Below are 22,556 nucleotides of genomic sequence, written 5' to 3'. Positions count from 1 at the left end.
GCGTCGGCGCGCCGCCGGTGGCCCCCGCCCCGGCCTCGGCGGCCTCTGACCGGCCCCGCGCCACCTGCGCCGCGCGCGCCTCCGAGGGCGGCGCGGCAGAGCGGGCGGTCCTGGCCGGAGGCTCGGGGCGTGACTCGGGCCGAAGCGCCGACGCCGGGTCCGGCTCGCGTCTGTCGGGCGGGCTGGAGGGCACGGGCAGGTCGGCCTCGGGGCGCGGTTCGGAAAGCGTCGGCAGGGCGGGAACCGGCATCGCGGCACGGTCGGGCGCGGGGTCCGGATCGGCGCGCGGCACGCTTTCAGGCTCTGGCTCTGGCGCTGGCAGGTCTGCAAGGTCGGTGTCAGGCGCCGGGGCCTCGGTCCAGTCCTCGGCAAGCCTGGCATAGGACGCAGGCGCCGCCGCCAGCGTCACCAGCGCATCGCCCCCCGGCCCGCCTGCCGCCCCGGCAACGCCCCCCATCGGCGGCCGCGCCAGCGCAAAGGCCCCGACATGGAGCGCCAGCGCCAGCGGCATGAAGGCCAGAAGCTCGCCCGCCCGTGTCATCGCGGCACCGTCACCAGCCGCAGCGGGCCGCGCCCCTCGGCGGTCAGCCGCGCGGCAAGCCGCGCCAATGCGGCCGCCTCGACTCCGGCATCGGCCCGGATCACCAGCGGCCCGGCGCCGTCGGGCCGCGCGGCGAGCGCCGCAAAAACCGCCTCGCCCCGCAGATCGCCGAAGGCCAGATCGCCCGCGGCCGACAGGTGCAGCATGTCCCCCGTGGCGGGCTCGGCCCCGTCCGCCCGCGGCGGCGCAGTCTCGAAGGGCGCGGGCGGCACCAGCCGCGCGCTCATCAGGAAGAAGATCAGCAAAAGGAAGACGACATTGATCATCGGCACGATGCTTTCGCCCTGCCTCCGCTGCCGGTCGTCTTCGCCGAACTCGAGCATCGCCTCACTCCACCAGCATGAGCCCCGCGACCCCGGCCCGGCCGAGCGCGTCCATCGCATCGACCAGCGCCTGCAGGTCGGCCCCGTCCCGGGCGCGCAGCAGGACCGGATCGCCGGGCGCGGGCGTGATCCGCGCCAGTTCGGCCGCGATGGCATCGGGCGCCATCATCGCCTGCCCGTTCAGGGACAGCCCGTCGGGGCGCACCTCGATCAGTCTTGGCGGCCCCTGCCAGTCGCCCGCCCCGCCGCCCCTGGCCGCGACGATCCCGATCCCCGCCTCGGGGCCGAAGCGGGCGGCGATCATGAAGAAGACGAGCAGCAGGAAAACCACGTCGATCATCGGCGTGAGGCTCGGGCGCCGCGTCGGCCGGGGCGTGTCGAAACTGAACATCACCCCGCCTCCGTGGCCAGAAAAAGCCGGGTCGCGAGGTCTTCCATGTCGGCGCGGGCGCTGTCGGCCACGGATTCGAACCAGCTGAGCGAAACCGCCGCCGGGATCGCCACCGCCATGCCGGCGGCCGTGGTCAGAAGCGCCTCCCAGATGCCGCCCGCCAGATCGGCCGGGTCGGCCGCCGAGCCCGCCGATTGCAGCGCCTGAAAGGCGTCGATCATGCCCAGAACGGTGCCCAGAAGCCCCAGCAGCGGCGCGATCACCGCGATCAGTTCCAGCGCGCGCAGCCCCGAACGCGCCTCGACCAAGAGCCGCCGGGCGACGCGGGTGGTCTCTTCGCGGGCCTTCGCCTCGGGCAGGCCCCGCGCCAGCGCCCCGATGGCCGCGCCCACCAGCCGGGCGCGCAGACCGACCCGACCCGAGACCGCCTCGGCCGCCGCCTCGCGCGCACCCTCCTGCCAGAGCCGCACGGCGCGTTCGGCCCGGGCGCCCGCGAAGGCCCCCATCCGCGCGAGGCCCCAGAGCTTCCAGAGGATCAGGCTGAGCGTCGCGACCGACAGGGCCGCGATGGCCCACATCGCCGCGCCGCCGGTGTGAAGGAAGGACAGGATCGGGTCGATCATGCGGCGGGCTCCTCGGCCGGGCAGGTATCGGGGGTCATCGCACCACCTCGAGCGGCTGGAAGACCGGGCCGTCGGGGGTGTCGGCAAGATAGGCGCGCAGCCCGAAGACCTCGGCCAGATTGGCCTCGCTGAGCACCGCGCGGGGCGGGCCGTCGGCCACCAGACGGCCGCGATGCATCAGCAGAAGCCGGGTGCAGAACCGGACCGCCAGCCCCAGATCGTGGAGCGAGATCATCACGAGGCGGCCTTCGGCGGCGAGCCCTGCAAACAGCGCCATGGTGGTGAACTGATGCGCCGGGTCGAGCCCGGCAATGGGTTCGTCAGCCATCAGCACCGGCGCCTCCTGCGCCAGCGCCCGGGCGATCAGCACCCGCGCCTGTTCGCCGCCCGACAGCTCGGTCGCGCGCCGCGTGGCGAACCCGGTCAGGTCGAGGCGGGCCATCGCGGCACCGACGGCGGCGCGGTCGGCGGGTCCGGGACGCTGGCCCGGTCCCAGATGCGGCGTGCGGCCAAGCCCGACCAGGGTCTCGACGCTGACCGGCCAGGCGATCTCGCGGGTTTGCGGCAACCAGGCGGCGGCGCGGGCACGCTCGGACGCGGGAAGGCACGCAAGGCTCGATGTGCCCTTGTGCGGCACGAGGCCGAGGGTTGCGCGCATCAGGGTGGTCTTGCCTGCGCCATTGGGACCGACAAGGCCAACGCAGTCGCCGGGGGACAGCGTCGCGGTGACATCGTCGACCACCGGACAGCGCCCGCGCCGGACGGTCAGATGCGAAAGCTCAATCCCGGTCATGCGCCCGCCTCCACCCGGGTCCGGTAGATCAGCCGGATGAACAGCGGCGCGCCGATCAGTGCCGTGACGACGCCCAGCTTGAGGTCGCGGTCGGGCAGCACCAGCCGCACGCCGATATCGGCCGCCAGCAAAAGCGCCGCCCCGCCAAGCGCCGAGGCCGCCAGCAGCCGCCCGGGCCGCGCGCCCACCAGCGGGCGCAGAAGATGCGGCACGATCAGACCGACAAAGCCGATGGCGCCCGCGACCGCCACGCCCGCGCCCACCGAGGCCGCGACGCCCAGGACCAGCGCAAGGCGCAGCCGTCCAAGCCGGATGCCCAGCGCCGCCGCCGCATCCTCGCCCAGCGTCAGCGCATCGAGCCCGCGGCCGAGCCCCGCCAGCATCAGCCAGCCCAGAAGCGTCAGCGGCAGCGCCAGCCAGACATGGGTGAAGGACCGGTCGGCGAGCGAGCCCATCAGCCAGAACACGATATCGGCCGTGGCGTAAGGATTGGGCGAGAGGTTCAGCACCAGCTGCGTCAGCGCGCCCGCCAGCGCCGAAAGGGCGATGCCCGCGAGGATCAGCGTGAAGGCGCCCCCGCGCGGCCCGGCCAGCAGCAGCAGCAGCGAGACGGCGATCAGCGCGCCTGTCAGCGCCGAAGCGGGAAGCGCCAGCACATGCGCCGAGGCAAGCCCCGTCTGCAGCGCCAGCACCGCGCCCAGCGCGGCGCTCGACGAGACGCCGATCAGAGCGGGCTCGGCCAGCGGGTTGCGCATGTAGCCCTGAAGCGCCGCGCCCGAGAGCCCGAGGCTCGCGCCCACCAGCACGGCCAGGATCGCGCGCGGCAGCCGGATCTCGCGCATGACCAGAACCGCCGCCTCGCCGCGCCCGGCCAGCAGCGCCGAGAGGCTGTCCCTGACCGACAGTCCCGCGGGGCCGATCAGCAGCGACAGCGCGAAAAGGGCCGCGACCAGCAGCGCAAGCGCCCAGAAGAGCCCCTGCCCCCTCATGCGCGCGCTCCGTCTCGGTCGGCCGGTCTTGTATCCGGATCGTCCATCGCCCTGCCTTCCCTGCCCTTGCGGGCGGTCCGGGGCACGGTGGCATCGCGCCAGCCCCCCGGACGGTGATCTTTCTCACCGCTGCGGGCTGGCCGCTCCGGGGCGCGCCCCGCGCCCGGAAAGGGTGATCGTCGCTCCGGCAGGTCTCCTGGCTTGCGGGTCGTCGCTTGGCTGGCCTTCCCGGGCGCCGGGCCCAGTGGCATCTGTCAGCCGCGCTCTCCGCCTACAGTTGCGGGGGCAGCCGCGGAATTGCCCTTGCGGGGGCGCACCGCGTTCCCTTTTCTCCGGCCTTGCGGACCGGAACCGAAGTCGCTCCTGCCTAGCCGATCGGCGGGCATTGTCAAAGCCCTTTGCGGGCGGCTCAGCCCTCTCCGGCCAGCCCCTTCAGGATCGGGCAGTCGGGGCGCTGATCGCCCGCGCAGGCCGAAACCAGCTCGGCCAGGGTGGCGCGCATCGCCTGCAATTCGGCGATCTTGGCGTCGATCTGCGCCAGATGGACGCGGGCGATCTGTTTCACATCGGCGCTGGCGCGGTCCTTGTCGGTGTAAAGCGCCAGAAGCGCCCGGCATTCCTCGATGGAAAACCCAAGCGACCGCGCCCGGCCCAGAAAGGTCAGGTTGTGCAAATCGGTTTCCGAGAAATGCCGGTAGCCATTGGCGCCCCGAGCGGGGCGGATCAGGCCGATCTCCTCGTAATAGCGGATGGTCTTGGCCGGCAGCCCGGTCGCCTTCGAGATGTCGCCGATATTCATGACCGGGCCTCCAGGGGTCCGAGTCCGCGCAGCCGCAGGGCGTTCGACAGCACGAAGAGGCTTGAACAGGCCATGGCCCCCGCCGCCAGCATCGGCGACAGAAGAAGGCCGTTCAGCGGATAGAGCACGCCTGCCGCGACCGGAATGAGGGCCACGTTATAGGCGAAGGCCCAGAACAGGTTCTGACGGATATTGGCCAGCGTCCGGCGGCTGACATGGAGCGCGTTGACGACGCCCTGCGGGTCGCCCGACATCAGCACCACATCGCCCGCCTCGATGGCGACATCGGTGCCGGTGCCGATGGCGAGCCCCACATCGGCCGCCGCCAGCGCGGGCGCATCATTCAGCCCGTCGCCGACGAAGGCGACAGGGCCGTCGGCGCGCAGCCCCTCCAGCGCCTCGACCTTGCCGCCGGGCAGGACGCCCGCCACGACATGGCCGATGCCAAGCTCGGCCGCGACGGCGCGCGCGGTCGGCTCGGTATCGCCGGTGATCAGCGCCGTCCGGACACCCATGCGGTGCAGTCCCGCGATGGCCGCGCGCGCCGAGGGCTTGATCGGGTCGGCCAGCGCCAGCACCCCCGCCGCGCGCCCGCCGAGGGCCACGAAGACCGGGGTTGCGCCGGTCGCGGCCAGCGCCGCGGCCTCGGCCGCGAGGGGTCCAAGCGCGATGCCCTCGCGCGCCATCAGCCGTTCGGCGCCCACCAGCACCGCGCGGCCCCCGATCCGCCCCCGGACGCCGAAGCCGGGCAGCGCCTCGACGCCTTCGGCCTCGGGATGATCGGGGGCGGCGGCGAGGATGGCGCGGGCCAGCGGATGTTCCGACCGGGCCTCGAGCGCGGCGGCCGCGGCCAGAACCTCGCCGCGATCAAAGCCCTCGGCCAGCCGCGCCCCGGTCAGTTCGGGGCGGCCCTCGGTCAGCGTGCCGGTCTTGTCGAAGGCAACCGTCGCAACGCCCGACAGGCTTTGCAGCGCATCGCCCTTGCGGAACAGCACCCCCATCTCGGCGGCGCGGCCGGTACCGACCATCACCGAGGTCGGCGTGGCCAGCCCCATGGCGCAGGGACAGGCCACGATCAGAACCGAGACGCCCGCGACCAGTGCAAGCCCCAGCGCCGGGTCGGGCCCGACGATCAGCCAGACAGCCACGGTCAGCGCGGCGGCGGCCAGGACGGCGGGCACGAAGATGCCGGTGATCCGGTCGGCCAGCGCCTGCACCGGCAGCTTGGCGCCCTGCGCCGTCTCGACCATCGCCACGATCTGGGCCAGCGCGGTATCGCGGCCGACCCGGGTGGCGCGAAACCGCAGCGCGGAGGCGCCATTGACGGTGCCGCCGGTGACCGCGTCACCGGGCGCCTTGTCGGCGGGCATCGGCTCGCCGGTCAGCATCGATTCGTCGACCGGCCCCTGCCCCGCGACGATCTCGCCATCGGTGGGGATGCGCTCGCCGGGGCGGACCTCGATCAGATCGCCGGGGGCAAGCAGCTCGACGGGCCGGTCCTCGAGACCCGTTTCAGTGACGACCCGGGCGCTGCGGGGTTGCAGGCCCATCAGATGCCGGATCGCCTCGCCGGTGCGGCCCCGGGCGCGGGCCTCGAGGGTGCGGCCGATCAGGATCAGGGTGACGATGACCGCGGCGGCCTCGAAATAGACATGGGCCGTGCCGGCGGGCAGCAGGCCGGGCGCGAAGGTCGCGAGGGTCGAGTACCCCCAGGCGGCGCCGGTGCCGAGCGCGACCAGCGCGTTCATGTCGGGCGCGCCCTTCAGCAGGAGCGGCACGCCCTTGAGAAAGAAGGACCGGCCCGGACCGGCGAGGATCGCGGTGGTCAGCAGGAACGAGACGACGCGCAGCCCGGTTTCCGAGACAATCCCGGCCAGCGCCTCGCGGGCACCAGGGATCACGTGACCGCCCATTTCCAGAAGCACCACGGGCAGCGCCAGCAGGCCCGCGATCCAGGCCCGGCGGGCCAGCGCGCGGGCCTCGGCAGCCTGGGCCGCGCCGGGTTCGGGCCGCGCCTCGGCGGTCAGCGGGGTCGCCGGATAGCCAGCCTCTGTGACCGCGCGGGCCAGCGCACGGGCATCGGCCAGGCCCTCGGCGGCGGTCACGCGGGCCTGACCGGTCGCGAGGTTCATCGCAGCCGACAGAACCCCGGGCTGGGCCAGCAGAGTACGCTCGATCCGGCCGGTGCAGGAGGCGCAGGTCGCGCCCTCGACGTTGAGCGCGATTTCGGTCCGGGCGACGCCGAAGCCCGCCCCCTCGACCGCGCCGATGAGCGGCGCAGGCGGTCCGGAATGCTCGACCTCGGCGGTGCCGGTGGCGAGATTCACCCGGGCCGCACCGACCTCAGGCAGGTCGGTCAGGGCGCGCTCGACCCGCCGCACACAGCCCGCGCAATGCAGCCCTTCGAGCTTCAGCCTGGTGGTGGTGATCGCGGTCATGACAGCCTCCGTGCAGCGTCCGTCGGATTGGATGCCCCTCAGATAGGACCTCCAGTCGCTGGAAGGTCAAGGGCACTGCCGCGTTTTGTCAGGGAAACCGACTGCCTGGAGGTTCGCGCGAATTTTCTGCGAAAATTCGGGGCCGGAAACCGGCCTATCACGGCAGGAACGCGCCCTGGCGGCCCACTATGTAGCCGTGGATGCGCCGGCCGGCCGCACTGAGGGCGGTATCGCTGCGATGGACCAGGAACCACTGCCGCACCAGCGGCAGCGCGGGGGCATCCAGCTCGACCAGCCGCCCGGCGGCCAGTTCCTCGACCACCGTGTGACGCGAGATCAGCGCGATCCCGAGCCCCGCCATCACCGCCTGCTTGATGGTCTCGTTGCTTTCCAGCTCGACGACCCGTTGCGGACGCCCCTTGCCCAGCCGCTCGATGAACCGCTCCATCAGCACGCGGGTTCCCGACTCGATCTCGCGCGCGAGGAAGGTCTCGGCCAGCACCCGTTCGGCCGCGATCCGCTCCTGCCCGGCCAGCGGATGATCGGGCGGCGCGATCAGCACATGGGGATGCGGCCCCAGCACTGTCGCATGCACCTCGGGCACCCGGGGCGGCCGCCCCATGATCGCGATATCGACGCTTGCCGCCTGCAGCGCCGTCACCACCATCTCGCGCGAGCCCACACGCAGGATCACGTCGATTTCGGCAAAGGCGCGGTGCAGCTCGGCCACCAGGCGCGGCGCGAAATACTTGGCGGTGGCGACCACGCCCAGCGTCACCATCCCCTCCATCCCCTCGTTGAGCGCGCGCACATGATCGACGCAGGCCTCGAGCGCGGTCTCGATCGCGCGCGCGCCCACCAGAACCGCCTCGCCCTGGCGCGTGAGTCGCGCCACGCCCTGGGGACCGCGATCGACCAGGCGGGCGCCGAAATTCTCTTCGAGCTGGCGCAGCTGGGTATGGACGGCCGGGGTCGTCAGGTGGATCGACTCGGCCGCCGCCGTCAGCGTTCCGTGCTCGGCCACGGCGCGCAAAGCCCTGAGTTGCTTGAAGGTTACCGCTTCGGGCCGGAGTGTCGACATGAGGTTTTCAAAAAAATCTAACGCAGGTTCCGTGTTTTTAAATTCTCCCCCATGCCGTCATCCTTTAGCAACCGGTATCGACAACGCGTCGCCAGATTCGGGAGAAATTTATGCAACGAGAGAATCCGATCCGGGATTTGCAGCATATCCCCGCCGCGCTTCAGCCGATCCTGAACGCGCTCTGCGAGGTCGGCATCGACCTGTCGCGGGTGATCCAGCGCGGACCGCTGGGCGGCGCGCTGGGGGCCGCGGTCGGCGAGAACCTGGGCGGCGATACCCAGAAGGCGCTGGACCTGATGGCCGACGACGCCTTCTGCGAACGTCTCAAGTCCGCCAATGTCCGCTTCTATGCCTCGGAAGAGCAGGACGTCGTGGCCGAGCTTGACCCGGCCGGCGCCTATGCCGTCGCCATCGACCCGCTCGACGGATCCTCGAACATCGACGTCAACGTCTCGATCGGCACGATCTTCTCGATCTTCGAGGCGGCCGCGACCGGCGATGCCAGCGTGCTGCGCCCGGCCAGCGAACAGATCGGCGCGGGCTACATCATCTACGGGCCGCAGACGATGCTGGTCTGCACCTTCGGCAAGGGCACCCAAGAATACCTGCTCGATCCCGACAGCAAGCAGTTCGTGCTGGTGGCCGAGGCGGTGATGGTGCCCGACACCTCGCGCGAATTCGCCATCAACGCGTCGAACTACCGGCACTGGTCGCGGCCGATCCGGGCCTATATCGACGACTGCCTCGCCGGTGAGGAAGGCCCGCGCGCCTCGAACTTCAACATGCGCTGGGTCGCCTCGCTGGTGGCCGAGACCCACCGCATCCTGACCCGGGGCGGCGTCTTCCTGTACCCCGGCGATGCCCGCAAGGGCTACGAGCGCGGCCGTCTGCGGATGGTCTATGAATGCGCGCCCATCGCCTTCGTGATCCAGCAGGCCGGAGGCCTTGCCACCGACGCGCAGGATCCGATCCTCGGCAAGACCGCCGAAAGCCTGCATGCGCGCACGCCCTTCGTCTTCGGTTCGACCGACAAGGTCAGCCGCATCGCCGCCTATCACGACCTGCCGGACGAAGAGGTCAACGCCCTGTTCGGCAATCGCGGCCTGTTCCGCGTCTGAGTTCCTGGAGGATTGTCATGAGCAAGAAGCATCCGATCATTTCTGTCACCGGCTCCTCCGGGGCTGGCACCTCGACGGTCAAGCACACCTTCGACCAGATCTTCCGCCGCGAGGGCGTGAACGCGGTCTCGATCGAGGGCGACGCCTTCCACCGGTTCAACCGCAAGGACATGAAGTCCGAACTCGACCGCCAGTATGCCGGCGGCAATGTCGGCTTCAGCCATTTCAGCTTCGAAGCGAACGAGCTGAAGGAGCTGGAAAAGGTCTTCAGCCAGTATGGCGAGACCGGCACCGGTCGCACCCGCCACTATGTGCACGATGCCGACGAGGCCGAGAAATACGGCGTGCCCCCCGGCGAGTTCACCGAGTGGGCGCCGTTCGAGGACGGGTCGGACCTGCTGTTCTATGAAGGTCTGCACGGCTCGGTCGTCAATGACGATGTGAACATCGCCCGCCATGCCGACCTCAAGATCGGGGTGGTGCCGGTCATCAACCTCGAATGGATCCAGAAGATCCACCGCGACAAGGAAAAGCGCGGCTATACGACGGAGGCGATCACCGATGTGATCCTGCGCCGGATGTATGCCTATGTGCATTGCATCTGCCCGCAATTCACCGAAACCGACATCAACTTCCAGCGCGTGCCCGTGGTCGATACCTCGAACCCCTTCGTCGCCCGCTGGATCCCGACCCCCGACGAAAGCCTCGTCGTGATCCGGTTCCGCAACCCGCGCGGGATCGACTTTTCCTACCTGGTCTCGATGATCCACGGGTCCTGGATGAGCCGCGCCAACTCGATCGTGATCCCGGGCGGCAAGCTCGACCTCGCGATGCAGCTTATCCTGACGCCGATGATCAATCGCCTCGTCTCCGAATCGAAACGCGCCTGAGGAGGGTTCACATGAACGCGCCCACCAAGATCGACACCAGCGCCGAAGCGCTGATGGCCACCGCCATCCGGGTCCTGACCATGGATGCGGTCCAAGCCGCCAATTCGGGCCATCCGGGCATGCCGATGGGCATGGCCGATGTGGCCGCGGTGCTGTTCAACCGGTTCATGCAGATCGACCCGTCCTGCCCGAAATGGCCCGACCGCGACCGCTTCGTGCTGTCGGCGGGGCACGGGTCCATGCTGGTCTATTCGATCAACCACATGCTGGGCTATGCCGACATGGACATGGACCAGATCCGCAGCTTCCGGCAATGGGGCGCCCGCACGGCCGGTCACCCGGAATACGGCCATGCCGACGGGATCGAGACCACGACCGGCCCGCTGGGACAGGGCATCACCACCGCGGTCGGCATGGCGCTGGCCGAACGGATGCACAATGCCCGTTTCGGCGACGATCTGGTCGATCACTACACCTATGTCATCGCGGGCGACGGCTGCCTGATGGAGGGCATCAGCCACGAGGCCATCGACATGGCCGGGCACTGGCAGCTGGGCCGGATGATCGTGCTGTGGGACGACAACAAGATCACCATCGACGGCTCGACCGAACTGTCGACCTCGGTCGACCAGAAGGCCCGTTTCGCCGCCGCCGGCTGGCATGTGCAGGAGGTCGACGGCCATGACCGCGAGGCGGTCGCCGCCGCCATCGAGGCCGCGAAGAAGGACCCCCGCCCCTCGCTGATCGACTGCAAGACCGTGATCGGCCAGGGCGCGCCCAACAAGGCCGGCAGCCACAAGGTCCATGGCGCGCCGCTGGGTGCCGAGGAAATCGCCGCGAGCCGCACGGCGCTGGGCTGGGCCCATGAGGCCTTTACCCTGCCGAAAGAGGTCTATGCCGCCTGGCAGGCGGTCGCCGCGCGCGGCCGCGAGGCCCGCGAGGGCTGGGAGGCGCGTCTGCTCTGTGCCGAGCATGGCGGCGCCTTCGAGAAATCGCTGGCCGGGCCCGACAAGGCCGCCATGGCCGAGGCGATCACCGCCTACAAGCAACAGCTTTCGGCCGACGCGCCCAAGGTCGCGACCCGGAAGGCCTCGGAAATGGCGCTGGCCGTGGTCAATGCCACCCTGCCCAACGCCATCGGCGGCTCGGCCGACCTGACCGGCTCGAACCTGACCCTGACCAAGGGCATGTCGCCGGTGTCGAAAGACAATTACGGCGGCAACTACATCCATTACGGAATCCGCGAATTCGGCATGTCGGCGGCGATGAACGGCATCGCGCTGCATGGCGGCTTCTTCCCCTATGGCGGCACCTTCCTCGTCTTCGCCGACTATGCCCGCCCCGCGATCCGGCTGTCGGCGCTGATGGGGCTGCCGGTGGCTTACGTGATGACCCATGACTCGATCGGTCTGGGCGAGGACGGCCCGACCCACCAGCCGGTCGAGCATCTGGCCAGCCTGCGCGCCATGCCCAACCTCAACGTCTTCCGCCCCGCAGATGTGGTCGAGACCGCCGAGGCCTGGGAAATCGCCGCGACCTCGGAGAAGACCCCGAGCCTGCTGGCGCTGTCGCGCCAGAACCTGCCCTGCCTGCGGACCGAGCACCGGTCCGAGAACCTGACCGCGAAGGGCGCCTATGTGCTGCGCGAGCCCGAGGGCGGCCGCGACGTCACCCTGATCGCCACCGGCTCGGAAGTCGAGATCGCGATGAATGCCGCCGACGAACTGGCGCGCCAGGACGTCAGGGCGGCCGTTGTCTCTGCCCCCTGTTTCGAGCTATTCGCAGCCCAGGACGAGGCCTACCGGGCATCCGTCCTCGGTGACGCGCCCCGGGTCGGGGTCGAGGCCGCCGTGGAACAGGGCTGGTCGCCGCTTCTGGGCGCCAGATCCGCCTTCGTGGGCATGACCGGCTTCGGCGCCTCGGCGCCGGCAGACGACCTTTACAAGCATTTCGGCATCACCGCCGAAGCCGTGGCCGCCGCCGCGAAGAAACTGATCCGATAAGACAAGAAGGGTGGAAGATGACAGTTAAGGTAGCAATCAACGGCTTTGGCCGGATCGGGCGCAACGTGCTGCGGGCGATCGTGGAATCGGGCCGCACCGATATCGAGGTCGTCGCGATCAACGATCTGGGTCCGGTCGAGACCAACGCCCACCTGATGCGCTATGACAGCGTGCACGGCCGCTTCCCCGGCACCGTGACCGTGAGCGGCGACACCATCGACGTGGGCCGCGGCCCGATCAAGGTGACCGCGATCCGCGACCCGAAGGAGCTGCCCTGGGGCGATGTCGACGTGGCGCTGGAATGCACGGGCATCTTCACCGCCCGCGACAAGGCCGCGATCCATCTGGAAAACGGCTCGAAGCGGGTGCTGATCTCGGCGCCGGGCGCCGGGGCCGACAAGACCATCGTCTATGGCGTCAACCATGACGTGCTGACCAAGGACGATCTGGTCGTCTCGAACGCGTCCTGCACGACGAACTGCCTGTCGCCGGTGGCCAAGGCCCTGAACGATGCCATCGGCATCACCCGCGGCTTCATGACCACGATCCACAGCTATACCGGCGACCAGCCGACGCTGGACACCATGCACAAGGATCTCTACCGCGCCCGCGCGGCGGCGATGTCGATGATCCCGACCTCGACCGGGGCCGCCAAGGCCGTGGGCCTCGTGCTGCCGGAACTGAACGGCAAGCTCGACGGCGTCGCGATCCGGGTGCCGACGCCGAACGTGTCGGTCGTCGATCTGGTGTTCGAGGCGTCGAAGGAGACCACCGTCGACGAGGTCAACGCGGCCATCCGGGCGGCAGCCGACGGCCCGATGAAGGGCATTCTCGGCTATACCGACGAGAAACTGGTCTCGTCGGACTTCAACCACGACCCGCATTCCTCGGTCTTCCACATGGATCAGACCAAGGTCATGGACGGCACGATGGTCCGCATCCTGACCTGGTATGACAACGAATGGGGCTTCTCCAACCGCATGGCGGATACCGCCGTGGCCATGGGGGCCCTGATCTGATGGCGCCGACGCCCCTGACATCGCTGGATGTTTCGGGCAGGCGCCTGGCGGTCCGGGCGGATCTGAACGTTCCGCTCGGCCCCGGCGGGGTGGGCGATGCCACGCGCATCGCCCGGTTCGCCAGGGGCATGAAACCGCTTCTGGCGCAGGGCGCGCGGCTGGTGGTTCTCAGCCATCTCGGCCGTCCCGAGGGCGAACTGACCCCGGCCCTGTCGCTGGAACGGGTACAGACCGCGCTGGCGGACGCGCTGGAGGCGCCGGTCCGCTTCATCGACACCTGCGCGGGGCCGATGGCCGAGCGCACCAGCCTTGCGCTGGCGCCGGGCGAGGTCCTGCTCTGCGAGAACCTGCGCTTCGAACGCGGCGAGGAAGTGAACGACCCCGGGCTCGGGGCGGATCTGGCCCGGCTGGGCGACATCTATGTCAACGATGCCTTTTCCTGCTGTCACCGGCTGCATGCCTCGACCACGGCGGCGGTCGACGCGGCCCAGACGGTCGCCGCCGGACCCTTGCTGCTGGAAGAGCTGGCCCAGCTCGACCGGGCGCTCGATACCCCGCTCTCGCCCTCGGTGGCGCTGGTCGGCGGGCGGTCGATGGCCGAACGGCTGGGGCTTCTGAAACGGCTGGTGGCCAAGATCGACACCATCCTGCTGGGCGGCGGGCTGGCCAACACCTTCCTCTTCGCGCGCGGCTACAGCGTCGGCAAGTCGTTCTGCGAACCCGAACTGGCCGACGAGATCCTCGAGATCGCGGCGCTGGCCGAGGTCGCGGGCTGCAGGATCGTAATGCCCAGGGACTTCGTCGTCGACGGGCTGCAACATGCGGGCCAGCATGCCTATCCGGTGCCGCTGGGCGGCATCCGCCCGAACCGCCGGGTCTACGATCTGGGCCCGAACACGGTCGAGCTGTATCGCGGCCTCCTGCGCAAGGCCCGCACCATCGTCTGGAACGGGCCCTTGGGCACCTACGAGACGCCGCCCTTCGACGGCGCGACCCGGGCACTGGCCGAAACCGTGGCCGAACAGACCCGGGCCGGGCTGTGCGTGTCGGTGGCGGGCGGCGGGGATACGCTGGTCGCGCTGAACCGCTCGGGCCATGCCCATGATTTCACCTATGTCTCCACCGCCGGTGGAGCATTCCTCGAATGGCTGGAGGGGCGGCCGCTCCCCGGTCTCGAAGCTTTGGAACGCGCCGAGCGCGCTGACTGACGGAGATTAACGATGGCTCTTATCACCCTGCGGCAACTTCTGGACCATGCGGCCGAGCACGGCTACGGCGTGCCCGCCTTCAACATCAACAACATGGAACAGGGCCTGTCGATCATGGAGGCCGCCAAGGCCTGCGACGCACCGGTCATCATCCAGGCGAGCCGCGGCGCGCGCCAATATGCCAATGACATCATGCTGGCGAAGATGATCGAGGCGCTGTCGATGATCTATCCCGACATCCCGCTCTGCATGCATCAGGACCACGGCAACAACGAGGCGACCTGCCTGTCGGCGATCAAGCACGGCTTTACCTCGGTGATGATGGACGGCTCGCTGGAAGGCGACGGCAAGACCCCTGCGTCCTACGAGTATAACGTCGACATCACCAAGCGCGTGGCCGACATGGCGCATTGGGTCGGCGCCTCGGTCGAGGGCGAACTGGGCGTCCTGGGCAGCCTGGAAACCGGCATGGGCGAGGCCGAGGACGGCCACGGCGCCGAAGGCGAGCTGAGCCACGACCAGCTGCTGACCGACCCCGACCAGGCCGCCGATTTCGTCGCCAGGACCCGGGTCGATGCGCTGGCCATCGCCTGCGGCACCAGCCACGGCGCCTACAAGTTCACCCAGAAGCCCACGGGCGAGACCCTGGCGATGAGCGTGATCGAGAAGATCCATGCCAAGCTGCCCGACACGCACCTGGTGATGCACGGCTCGTCCTCGGTGCCGCAATACCTGCAGGACCTGATCAACGAGAATGGCGGCGCGATGCCCCAGACCTACGGCGTGCCGGTCGAAGAGATCGAGCGCGGCATCAAGATGGGCGTGCGCAAGGTCAATATCGACACCGACAACCGGATGGCGATGACCGGCACCTTCCGCCGCATCGCCCAGGAGAACCCGGCCGAATTCGACCCGCGCAAATTCCTCAAGCCCGCGATGGCCGAGATGACCAAGCTGTGCAAGGACCGCTTCGAACGCTTCGGCACCGCGGGCAATGCCTCGCGGATCAAGCCGATCCCGATGGAGGACATGGCCAAGCGCTATGCCGACGGCAGCCTCGATCCGAAGACGAAATAAACCTCTGGCGCCCGGCCCTCGCGGGGGCCGGGCCCGCTCCGGAAACGCGCGCAACGTAGAACAAAGACCACCGGAACCCAGGGACAAGACGAACCGAAAGGCCATAGGAAATGGATCAGTCGAACCGATATGCCCGCCTCGACCTCGATGAGAAAGCGCTCATCGCCGGCGGCCGCCACGTGCTCTGCGCCTATACGATGAAGCCGAAGGACGGCGGGGACTACCTTGCGACGGCCGCGCATTTCGCCGCCGAAAGCTCGACCGGCACCAATGTCGAGGTGCACACCACCGACGATTTCACCAAGGGCGTCGATGCGCTCGTCTACGAGATCGACCCCGAAAACGAGGTGATGAAGATCGCCTATCCGGTCGAGCTGTTCGACCGCAACATCATCGACGGCCGCGCCATGCTGGCCTCGTTCCTGACGCTGACGATCGGCAACAACCAGGGCATGGGCGATGTCGAGCACGCGAAGATGCGCGACTTCTACGTGCCGCCCGCCTATCTGCGGCTTTTCGACGGGCCGGTGATGAACATCGCCGACATGTGGCGCGTGCTGGGCCGCAGCGTCACCGATGGCGGCATGGTGGTGGGCACCATCATCAAGCCCAAGCTTGGCCTGCGCCCGCAGCCCTTCGCCGATGCCTGCCATGAATTCTGGCTGGGCGGCGATTTCATCAAGAACGACGAACCGCAGGGCAACCAGGTCTTCGCGCCGCTGAAAGAGACGATCCGTCTGGTGGCCGACGCGATGAGGCGCGCCCAGGACGAAACCGGCGAGGCCAAGCTGTTCTCGGCCAACATCACCGCCGACGACCATTACGAAATGCTGGCCCGGGGCGAATACATCCTTGAGACCTTCGGCGAGAATGCCGATCACGTGGCCTTCCTCGTCGACGGCTATGTCGCCGGTCCCGCGGCGATCACCACCGCGCGCCGCGCCTTCCCGCACCAGTTCCTGCATTATCACCGCGCAGGCCACGGCGCCGTGACCTCGCCGGAATCCCAACGCGGCTATACCGCCTTCGTGCTGTCCAAGATGGCGCGTCTGCAAGGCGCCTCGGGGATCCACACCGGCACCATGGGCTTTGGCAAGATGGAGGGCGATCCATCCGACAAGATCATGGCCTTCATGCTGACCGACGACGTGGCGGACGGCCCCTTCTACCGTCAGGACTGGCTGGGGATGAAACCCACCACGCCGATCATCTCGGGTGGCATGAACGCGCTGCGCCTGCCGGGCTTCTTCGACAATCTGGGCCATTCCAACGTGATCCAGACCTCGGGCGGCGGCGCCTTCGGCCATGTCGATGGCGGCACCGCAGGCGCGATCTCGCTGCGCCAGGCCCATGATGCGTGGAAGTCGGGTGTGAACCTCGTCGACTACGCCAAGGAGCACAAGGAACTGGCCCGGGCCTTCGAAAGCTTCCCGCAGGATGCCGACAAGCTTTACCCGGGCTGGCGCGAGGCGCTGGGCGCCGTCGCCGCCGAATGACGATCCGGCGCGGCCCTGCCCCGGGGCCGCGCCATCCTTGAAAAACCGGCCCCTTCGGGAGGAACCCCAAGATGTTCGACCGTTCGATCAAGATCGCGCCCTCGATCCTGTCTGCCGATTTCGCGAATTTCGGCGCCGAGATCCGGGCCATCGAGGCGCAGGGCGCCGACTGGGTGCATGTCGACGTGATGGACGGGCATTTCGTGCCGAACCTGACCTTCGGCCCGCCCGCGGTGAAGGCCTTCCGCCCGCATGTGAAGACCTTCATGGACGTCCATCTGATGATCTCGCCGGTCGATGCCTATATCGAGGCCTATGCCGAGGCGGGCGCCGACATGATCACCGCCCATATCGAGGCGGGGCCGCATATCCACCGCACCCTGCAGGCGATCAAGGCACAGGGCGTCAAGGCGGGCGTGGTGCTGAACCCCGCGACGCCTGCGGAAAGCGTCGAGCATATCCTCGATCTGTGCGACATGGTCCTGATCATGACCGTGAACCCGGGCTTCGGCGGGCAGAAATTCATCCATTCCGGCATCGAGAAGACCCGCAAGGTTCGCGCCATGATCGGCGACCGCCCGATCCATATCCAGATCGACGGCGGCATCACCCCCGAGACGGCGCCGCTGGTGGTCGAGGCGGGCGCCGATGTGCTGGTCGCGGGCTCGGCCGTCTTCAAGGGCGGCTCGGTCGACACGCCCGAGGTCTATGGCGCCAATATCCGCGCGATCCGCGAGGCCGCCGAAGGCGCACGGAAAGCGGCCTGAGGCCCGACCACAGGTCCGGGAGGGCGCGGGCCGCGCGCCCTCCCTCGCCCCGTTGCCCCCGGGCGGCTCCGTCACACTGAGGGACCGCCGCCAAAGGACCGGCTGGCCCGCCCGCCGCGCAGCGTTACCTTCTTTCCGGCACCCCAGTCCCATTCGAAGGAGGTTTTCATGGCCGTCTCTCCCCCTGTCTGCGATTTCGGCTGGACCGCCCCGGACCTTGCCCTGCCCGGCACCGACGGCAGGACCTACGCCCTGAAGGACATCCGCGGCCCGAAGGGCACGCTGATCATGTTCATCTGCAACCACTGCCCCTATGTGCTGGCGGTCCGCGACCGGATGATCCGCGACGCGCGCGACCTGCAGGCCCTGGGCATCGGCGTCGCCGCGATCTGTTCGAACGACGCCTCGGCCTATCCCGAGGACGGGATCGAGGGCATGCGCCGCGTCGCCGAGGAACTTGACCTTCCCTTCCCCTATCTCCATGACGAGGACCAGTCGGTCGCACGGGCCTATGGCGCCGTCTGCACCCCGGATTTCTTCGGCTTCGATGCCGGGATGGGGCTGCAATATCGCGGACGGCTGGATGCCTCGCGCAAGCAGGCGGGCCCGCCCGACCTGCGCCGCGACCTTTACGAGGCGATGAAACAGGTGGCCGAGACCGGCCACGGACCCGCCGAGCAGATCCCGTCGATGGGCTGCTCGATCAAATGGAAGGATGCCGCGTGAAGGCCATCATCTTCGATCTCGACGGGACGCTGATCGACAGCGCCCCCGATATCCATGCCGCCGTGAACCGGACGCTTGCCGGGATGGGCCGCGAGGCGCTTGACCTCGAGACCATCCGCGCCTTCATCGGCGACGGGGTGCAGGTGCTGATGGAACGCGTGATCGAGGCCCGCGGGCTCGAACCCGATCAGCGCGACGCCATGGTCGAGACCTTCCTTGGCCATTACGAAGCCGACCCGGCGACGCTGACGACGCTGTATCCCGGGGTGCAGGACGCGCTGGAACAGTTCCGCGACGAGGGCTGGGCGATGGGCGTGTGCACCAACAAGCCCGAGGCGCCCTCGCGCGCCATCCTCAAGACCTTCGGCATCGACGGTTTCTTCGGCGCGGTGGTCGGCGGCGACACGCTCGAGGTCAGGAAACCCGACCCGAAACCGCTGCTGGCGGTGCGCGACCAGCTTCAGGCCAAGCAGGCGGTCTTTGTCGGCGACAGCGAGATCGACGCGGCGACGGCCCAGGCCACCGGCATGCGCTTTGCGCTCTTTACCGAGGGCTATCACCGGTCCGAGGATGTCGACGACATCCCGCAGGACGCGCGGTTTTCCGATTACGACGTGCTGGTCGCCATCGTGGCGCGGCTCGCCGACGAGCTGAGATGACCATCAAGGCCCTGATCTTCGATCTCGACGGCACGCTGGCCGAGACCGAGGAAACCCACCGGGCGGCATTCAACGCGACTTTCGCCGCCCATGGGCTCGACTGGCACTGGTCACGCGACGACTATGCCGTTCTGCTGAAGACCGGCGGCGGCAAGGAACGGCTGCGCGCGTTTCAGGCGGGGCTGCCCGAGGCGGCGCGGCTGCCCGAGGCCGATCTGGTCCGGCTGCATGCCGAGAAGACCGAAACCTTCGGCCGGATGATCGCCGAAGGCGCGGTCGGGCTGCGCCCCGGGGTCGAGGACCTGATCCTGCATGCCCGCGAGGCCGACATGGCGATCGCCATGGCCACCACCACCTCGCGGCCCAATGTCGAGGTGCTGGCGCGGACCTGCTGGGGCAAGCCCGCCGACCGGGTCTTCGACGTGATCGCCTCGGGCGACGAGGTCGAGCGCAAGAAACCCGACCCGGCGATCTACCGGCTGGCGCTCGACCGGCTGGGGCTGCCGCCGCGCGAGTGCCTTGCCTTCGAGGACAGCCATATCGGCCTGCAATCGGCGCGGGCCGCGGGGCTGGGGGTCGTCATCACCCCCAGCACCTATACCGCGAACGAGGATTTCACCGGCGCCGCGCATTGCGCACCGACGCTGGAACAGCGCAACTGGCCGCTGATCCTGAAGGCGATGCTGCTGAGCTACTAGCGCCAGGACAGCAGCCGGCCGCCGGTCCAGAGCCGCGTCTTCGACCGGCGGCGGAAGATCATCGGCAGGTGCAGCGCGCCCGAAAAGGGCGTCGGCCGCCGCATCGTCAGCGCCGCGGTGACCGCGCCCTTCGACAGCATCGCCACGCCGAAGAAATCGGAAAACGGGGTCGAGCCGTTCTCGGCCAGGTTCCATTTGGTATCGGTCACGATCCGGTCGGCCTGGATCAGGCTTTTCGGAAACCGCTCGTCATTCGTTCCGGTCATGGGGGTCCCTCGCATGCGCCTCTTTTCAGCAGGTTACCCCCGGACCGAAGATCGCGCCATAGGCCCAGAGAGCGCAGGGGCGAGGCCGCGGCCGGGCCGTGGCGAAACGGCCGCGGCCGACCCCGCGCCCGTCGCCGCCCTCAGACGGCGGGCAGCCGGTTCTCGACCAGTTCGACGTACCAGGAGGACCCGAAGGGGATCGCCTCGTCGTCGAAATTGTAGGCCGGGTGGTGCACCGAGGCGGTGTCGCCATTGCCAAGGAAGATATAGGCACCGGGCCGTTCCAGCAGCATGTAGCTGAAATCCTCGCCCCCCATCAGCGGCGCGGTCGCCGGATCGACCCGGCCCGAGACCTTCTCGGCCATCGCGGCCGCGAAATCGGTCTGCTCGGGGGCGTTGGCGGTCACCGGGTAGTTGCGCTGATAGCGCACCTCGGCCGTCGCCCCATAGGCCGCCGCCGTCGCCTCGGCCACCGCGGCGACGCGCGCCTCGGCCAGATCGCGCATGCCCTCTTCCAGCGTCCGGACCGTGCCTTTCAGCTCGACGGTCTGGGGGATCACGTTATAGGCCTCGGATTCGGTGCGGAAGGTGCAGACCGACACCACGATCTGTTTCAGCGGATCGGCATTCCGCGAAGCGATGGATTGCAGCGCGACGACGATATGCGAGGCAACGAGCGTGGTGTCGATGCATTCATGGGGCTTGGCGGCATGCCCGCCCTTGCCGGTGACGGTGATGTCGAATTCGTCGGTCGCGGCCATGATCGGCCCGGGCCGGATCGCGAAGGCGCCGACCGGGATGCCGGGCATGTTGTGCATGCCATAGACTTCCTCGATGCCGAACCGCGCCATCAACCCGTCCTCGCACATCGCCAGACCGCCCGCGCCGCCCTCTTCGGCGGGCTGGAAGATCACCACCGCGCGGCCGTCGAAATTGCGGGTCTCGGCCAGGTATTTCGCGGCCCCCAGCAGCATCGCGGTATGGCCGTCATGGCCGCAGGCATGCATCTTGCCCGGCGTCTTCGAGGCATAGGGCAGCCCCGTCGCCTCGTGGATCGGCAAGGCGTCCATGTCGGCCCGCAGCCCGATCGCCCGCCCCTGCCCGTCCGAGCGGCCCTTGATCACGCCCACGACGCCCGACCGCCCGATCCCTTCGACCACCTCGTCGCAGCCGAATTCCCTCAGCTTCGCGGCCACCAGCGCCGAGGTGCGCGGCAGATCGTACATCAGTTCGGGATTCTCGTGGATGTCCCGGCGCCAGGCAGCGATCTCGGGCTGCATCTCGGCGAGGCGGTTCTTGACGGGCATGCGCGTTTACTCCTTCAGATGGTCGAGCAGCCGGGCCATGAAGGCCTCGCCCTGCCGGAACTGGTCGAGGGTGATGTATTCGTCGGGCTGGTGCGCCTGGGCGATGTCGCCGGGGCCGCAGACGACGGTCGAAAAGCCGCCCTCCTGGAACTGCCCGGCCTCGGTCGCGTAGCTGACCACATGGGTGGCGTTGTCGCCGGTCAGCCGGCGAGCCAGAGCCTCGGCCGCGCCGTCCGTCTCGGGGGCGAGCGCGGGCACCGAGAAGGTCTCGTCGAACGCGATGCCGGTCTCGGGACGGATGGCCTGCATGCCCGCCTCGACCCGCGCCACCTCGGCCATCAGCGCCGCGCGGCAGGCCTCGAGGCTGTCCGAGGGCACGCAGCGGTAATCGAGCCCCATCCGGCAATCGGCGGCGGTGATGTTCTGCGCGGTGCCGCCCGCGATCTCGCCGACATGAGCGGTGGTCCAGGGCGGATCGAACAGCCCGTCATCGCCTGCGGGCGGGCGGGCGCGATTGCGGTCGTTCACGTCGTTCGCCCACTGGATCAGCCGCCCCGCCTCCATCACCGCCGAGACGCCCTTGTGTTGCATCGAGGAATGCACCTCATGGCCCTTCAGCCGGATCTCGAAGCCGATATTGCCCTTGTGGCCGGTCACCACCTGCAGCATCGAGGGCTCGCCCACGATCACCGCCGCGGCCTTGGGCAGGTCCGCGCGCGCCATCGCCGCGATCAGCGCCGGTGCGGCCAGGCAGCCCAGCTCCTCGTCATAGCTCAGCGCCAGTTGCAGCGGGCGCGCCACGTCGCGGGTCCTGGCCTCGACCAGCGCCCAGAGCGCCAGCGCATCGAAGCCCTTCATGTCGCAGGCGCCGCGCCCGTAAAGCCGCCCGTTCCGTTCGGTCAGCTCCCAGGGGTCCGAGCTCCAGTCCTGGCCGTCGACGGGCACCACATCGGTATGGCCCGACAGCATCACGCCGCCCGGCGCCCAGGGTCCGGCATGGGCATAAAGGCTGGCCTTGGACCGCACCGGGTTCCAGACCCGGGCGCAATGGATGCCGAACCCGGTCAGATACTCCTCGACCCAGTCGATCAGATCGAGGTTGCCATCGCGGCTGACCGTGGGGAAAGAAACAAGTTTTTCAAACAGTTGACGAGGTGCCAGCGGGCTGACCATGGCGGGGCTCCGGGATGGGTCTTGCGCCGAGACTGCGGCCCGCACCGATCGAGGTCAAGCGCGAACGCTGAAATATTGAACGCAAGGTCAAAAATTCCGCAAGGTCGGGCG

The 22,556-nt window shown here is 69.0% G+C and carries 22 protein-coding genes, 1 pseudogene and 1 riboswitch; of the genes and pseudogenes, 11 read left to right on the top strand and 12 right to left on the bottom strand.

Going from position 1 to position 22,556, the window contains the following annotated elements; all coding sequences use genetic code 11:
- From DSD19_RS02220 to DSD19_RS02180, 9 genes and pseudogenes are all read right to left on the bottom strand, one after another.
- Window positions 1-541: pseudogene (locus tag DSD19_RS02220) on the bottom strand (hypothetical protein); the annotation flags it as partial.
- Entirely contained in the window at window positions 538-924 is a 387-nt protein-coding gene (locus DSD19_RS02215; RefSeq protein WP_113668376.1) for a biopolymer transporter ExbD, read from the bottom strand. The pseudogene DSD19_RS02220 and the gene DSD19_RS02215, both read right to left, overlap by 4 nt.
- A 4-nt stretch (window positions 925-928) precedes the next feature.
- Complete coding sequence (locus DSD19_RS02210) at window positions 929-1,315, bottom strand: biopolymer transporter ExbD (RefSeq protein ID WP_113668375.1); 387 nt, start codon at window positions 1,313-1,315, stop codon at window positions 929-931.
- Window positions 1,315-1,938, bottom strand: a complete 624-nt coding sequence (locus tag DSD19_RS02205) for a MotA/TolQ/ExbB proton channel family protein (RefSeq protein ID WP_113668374.1) — start codon at window positions 1,936-1,938, stop codon at window positions 1,315-1,317. Before DSD19_RS02205 ends, DSD19_RS02210 begins: the two co-directional genes overlap by 1 nt.
- Window positions 1,939-1,972: 34 nt before the next feature.
- Window positions 1,973-2,731, bottom strand: coding sequence for an ABC transporter ATP-binding protein (locus DSD19_RS02200; protein ID WP_113668373.1), 759 nt, complete (start codon window positions 2,729-2,731; stop codon window positions 1,973-1,975).
- Window positions 2,728-3,720: an iron ABC transporter permease gene (locus tag DSD19_RS02195; RefSeq protein WP_113668372.1), complete on the bottom strand. Its 993-nt coding sequence runs from the start codon at window positions 3,718-3,720 to the stop codon at window positions 2,728-2,730. The genes DSD19_RS02200 and DSD19_RS02195 overlap by 4 nt, the downstream gene beginning before the upstream one ends.
- Window positions 3,721-3,888: 168 nt before the next feature.
- A riboswitch (cobalamin riboswitch) is annotated at window positions 3,889-4,091 on the bottom strand.
- A gap of 38 nt (window positions 4,092-4,129) precedes the next feature.
- Window positions 4,130-4,519 (bottom strand): Cu(I)-responsive transcriptional regulator, encoded by a 390-nt coding sequence (gene cueR, locus DSD19_RS02190; protein WP_075786453.1) that lies wholly within the window; start codon window positions 4,517-4,519, stop codon window positions 4,130-4,132.
- Window positions 4,516-6,957: a heavy metal translocating P-type ATPase gene (locus tag DSD19_RS02185; RefSeq protein ID WP_113668371.1), complete on the bottom strand. Its 2,442-nt coding sequence runs from the start codon at window positions 6,955-6,957 to the stop codon at window positions 4,516-4,518. Before DSD19_RS02185 ends, cueR begins: the two co-directional genes overlap by 4 nt.
- Before the next feature lie 157 nt (window positions 6,958-7,114).
- Complete coding sequence (locus tag DSD19_RS02180) at window positions 7,115-8,038, bottom strand: LysR family transcriptional regulator (protein ID WP_075786455.1); 924 nt, start codon at window positions 8,036-8,038, stop codon at window positions 7,115-7,117.
- Window positions 8,039-8,148: 110 nt separating this feature from the next.
- On the opposite strand from DSD19_RS02180, the gene DSD19_RS02175 reads away from it, so the two are divergent.
- From DSD19_RS02175 to DSD19_RS02125, 11 genes are all read left to right on the top strand, one after another.
- Window positions 8,149-9,156: a class 1 fructose-bisphosphatase gene (locus DSD19_RS02175; protein WP_075786456.1), complete on the top strand. Its 1,008-nt coding sequence runs from the start codon at window positions 8,149-8,151 to the stop codon at window positions 9,154-9,156.
- A gap of 17 nt (window positions 9,157-9,173) precedes the next feature.
- Entirely contained in the window at window positions 9,174-10,046 is an 873-nt protein-coding gene (locus DSD19_RS02170) for a phosphoribulokinase (protein WP_113668370.1), read from the top strand.
- A gap of 11 nt (window positions 10,047-10,057) precedes the next feature.
- Window positions 10,058-12,049, top strand: a complete 1,992-nt coding sequence (gene tkt / locus DSD19_RS02165; RefSeq protein ID WP_113668369.1) for a transketolase — start codon at window positions 10,058-10,060, stop codon at window positions 12,047-12,049.
- A 17-nt stretch (window positions 12,050-12,066) separates the two neighbouring features.
- Complete coding sequence (gene gap, locus DSD19_RS02160; protein WP_113668368.1) at window positions 12,067-13,068, top strand: type I glyceraldehyde-3-phosphate dehydrogenase; 1,002 nt, start codon at window positions 12,067-12,069, stop codon at window positions 13,066-13,068.
- Window positions 13,068-14,276 (top strand): phosphoglycerate kinase, encoded by a 1,209-nt coding sequence (gene pgk / locus DSD19_RS02155; RefSeq protein WP_113668367.1) that lies wholly within the window; start codon window positions 13,068-13,070, stop codon window positions 14,274-14,276. The genes gap and pgk overlap by 1 nt, the downstream gene beginning before the upstream one ends.
- A 12-nt stretch (window positions 14,277-14,288) precedes the next feature.
- Window positions 14,289-15,353, top strand: a complete 1,065-nt coding sequence (gene fba, locus DSD19_RS02150) for a class II fructose-bisphosphate aldolase (protein ID WP_075786461.1) — start codon at window positions 14,289-14,291, stop codon at window positions 15,351-15,353.
- A 110-nt stretch (window positions 15,354-15,463) separates the two neighbouring features.
- Entirely contained in the window at window positions 15,464-16,849 is a 1,386-nt protein-coding gene (locus tag DSD19_RS02145; RefSeq protein WP_075786462.1) for a ribulose-bisphosphate carboxylase, read from the top strand.
- A 71-nt stretch (window positions 16,850-16,920) separates the two neighbouring features.
- Complete coding sequence (rpe, locus tag DSD19_RS02140) at window positions 16,921-17,616, top strand: ribulose-phosphate 3-epimerase (RefSeq protein WP_075786463.1); 696 nt, start codon at window positions 16,921-16,923, stop codon at window positions 17,614-17,616.
- Window positions 17,617-17,784: 168 nt separating this feature from the next.
- Window positions 17,785-18,342, top strand: a complete 558-nt coding sequence (locus tag DSD19_RS02135) for a thioredoxin family protein (RefSeq protein ID WP_113668366.1) — start codon at window positions 17,785-17,787, stop codon at window positions 18,340-18,342.
- Window positions 18,339-19,001, top strand: coding sequence for a phosphoglycolate phosphatase (gene gph, locus DSD19_RS02130; protein ID WP_113668365.1), 663 nt, complete (start codon window positions 18,339-18,341; stop codon window positions 18,999-19,001). The genes DSD19_RS02135 and gph overlap by 4 nt, the downstream gene beginning before the upstream one ends.
- Entirely contained in the window at window positions 18,998-19,699 is a 702-nt protein-coding gene (locus DSD19_RS02125; protein WP_113668364.1) for an HAD-IA family hydrolase, read from the top strand. The genes gph and DSD19_RS02125 overlap by 4 nt, the downstream gene beginning before the upstream one ends.
- Here the strand turns inward: DSD19_RS02125 and DSD19_RS02120 are convergent.
- From DSD19_RS02120 to argE, 3 genes are all read right to left on the bottom strand, one after another.
- Entirely contained in the window at window positions 19,696-19,965 is a 270-nt protein-coding gene (locus DSD19_RS02120) for a hypothetical protein (RefSeq protein WP_075786467.1), read from the bottom strand. The two genes, DSD19_RS02125 and DSD19_RS02120, sit on opposite strands and share 4 nt — an antisense overlap.
- Before the next feature lie 140 nt (window positions 19,966-20,105).
- Window positions 20,106-21,272, bottom strand: coding sequence for a M20 aminoacylase family protein (locus DSD19_RS02115; RefSeq protein ID WP_075786468.1), 1,167 nt, complete (start codon window positions 21,270-21,272; stop codon window positions 20,106-20,108).
- Between the two features lie 6 nt (window positions 21,273-21,278).
- Window positions 21,279-22,445: an acetylornithine deacetylase gene (gene argE / locus DSD19_RS02110; protein WP_113668363.1), complete on the bottom strand. Its 1,167-nt coding sequence runs from the start codon at window positions 22,443-22,445 to the stop codon at window positions 21,279-21,281.
- Window positions 22,446-22,556: the final 111 nt, after the last annotated feature.

It is taken from the genome of Rhodovulum sp. BSW8, assembly GCF_003314725.1.
GTDB classification, from domain to species: domain Bacteria; phylum Pseudomonadota; class Alphaproteobacteria; order Rhodobacterales; family Rhodobacteraceae; genus Rhodovulum; species Rhodovulum visakhapatnamense.
Note: the sequence above shows the minus strand (reverse complement) of the source record. Positions and strands in the feature narration are given on the sequence as shown.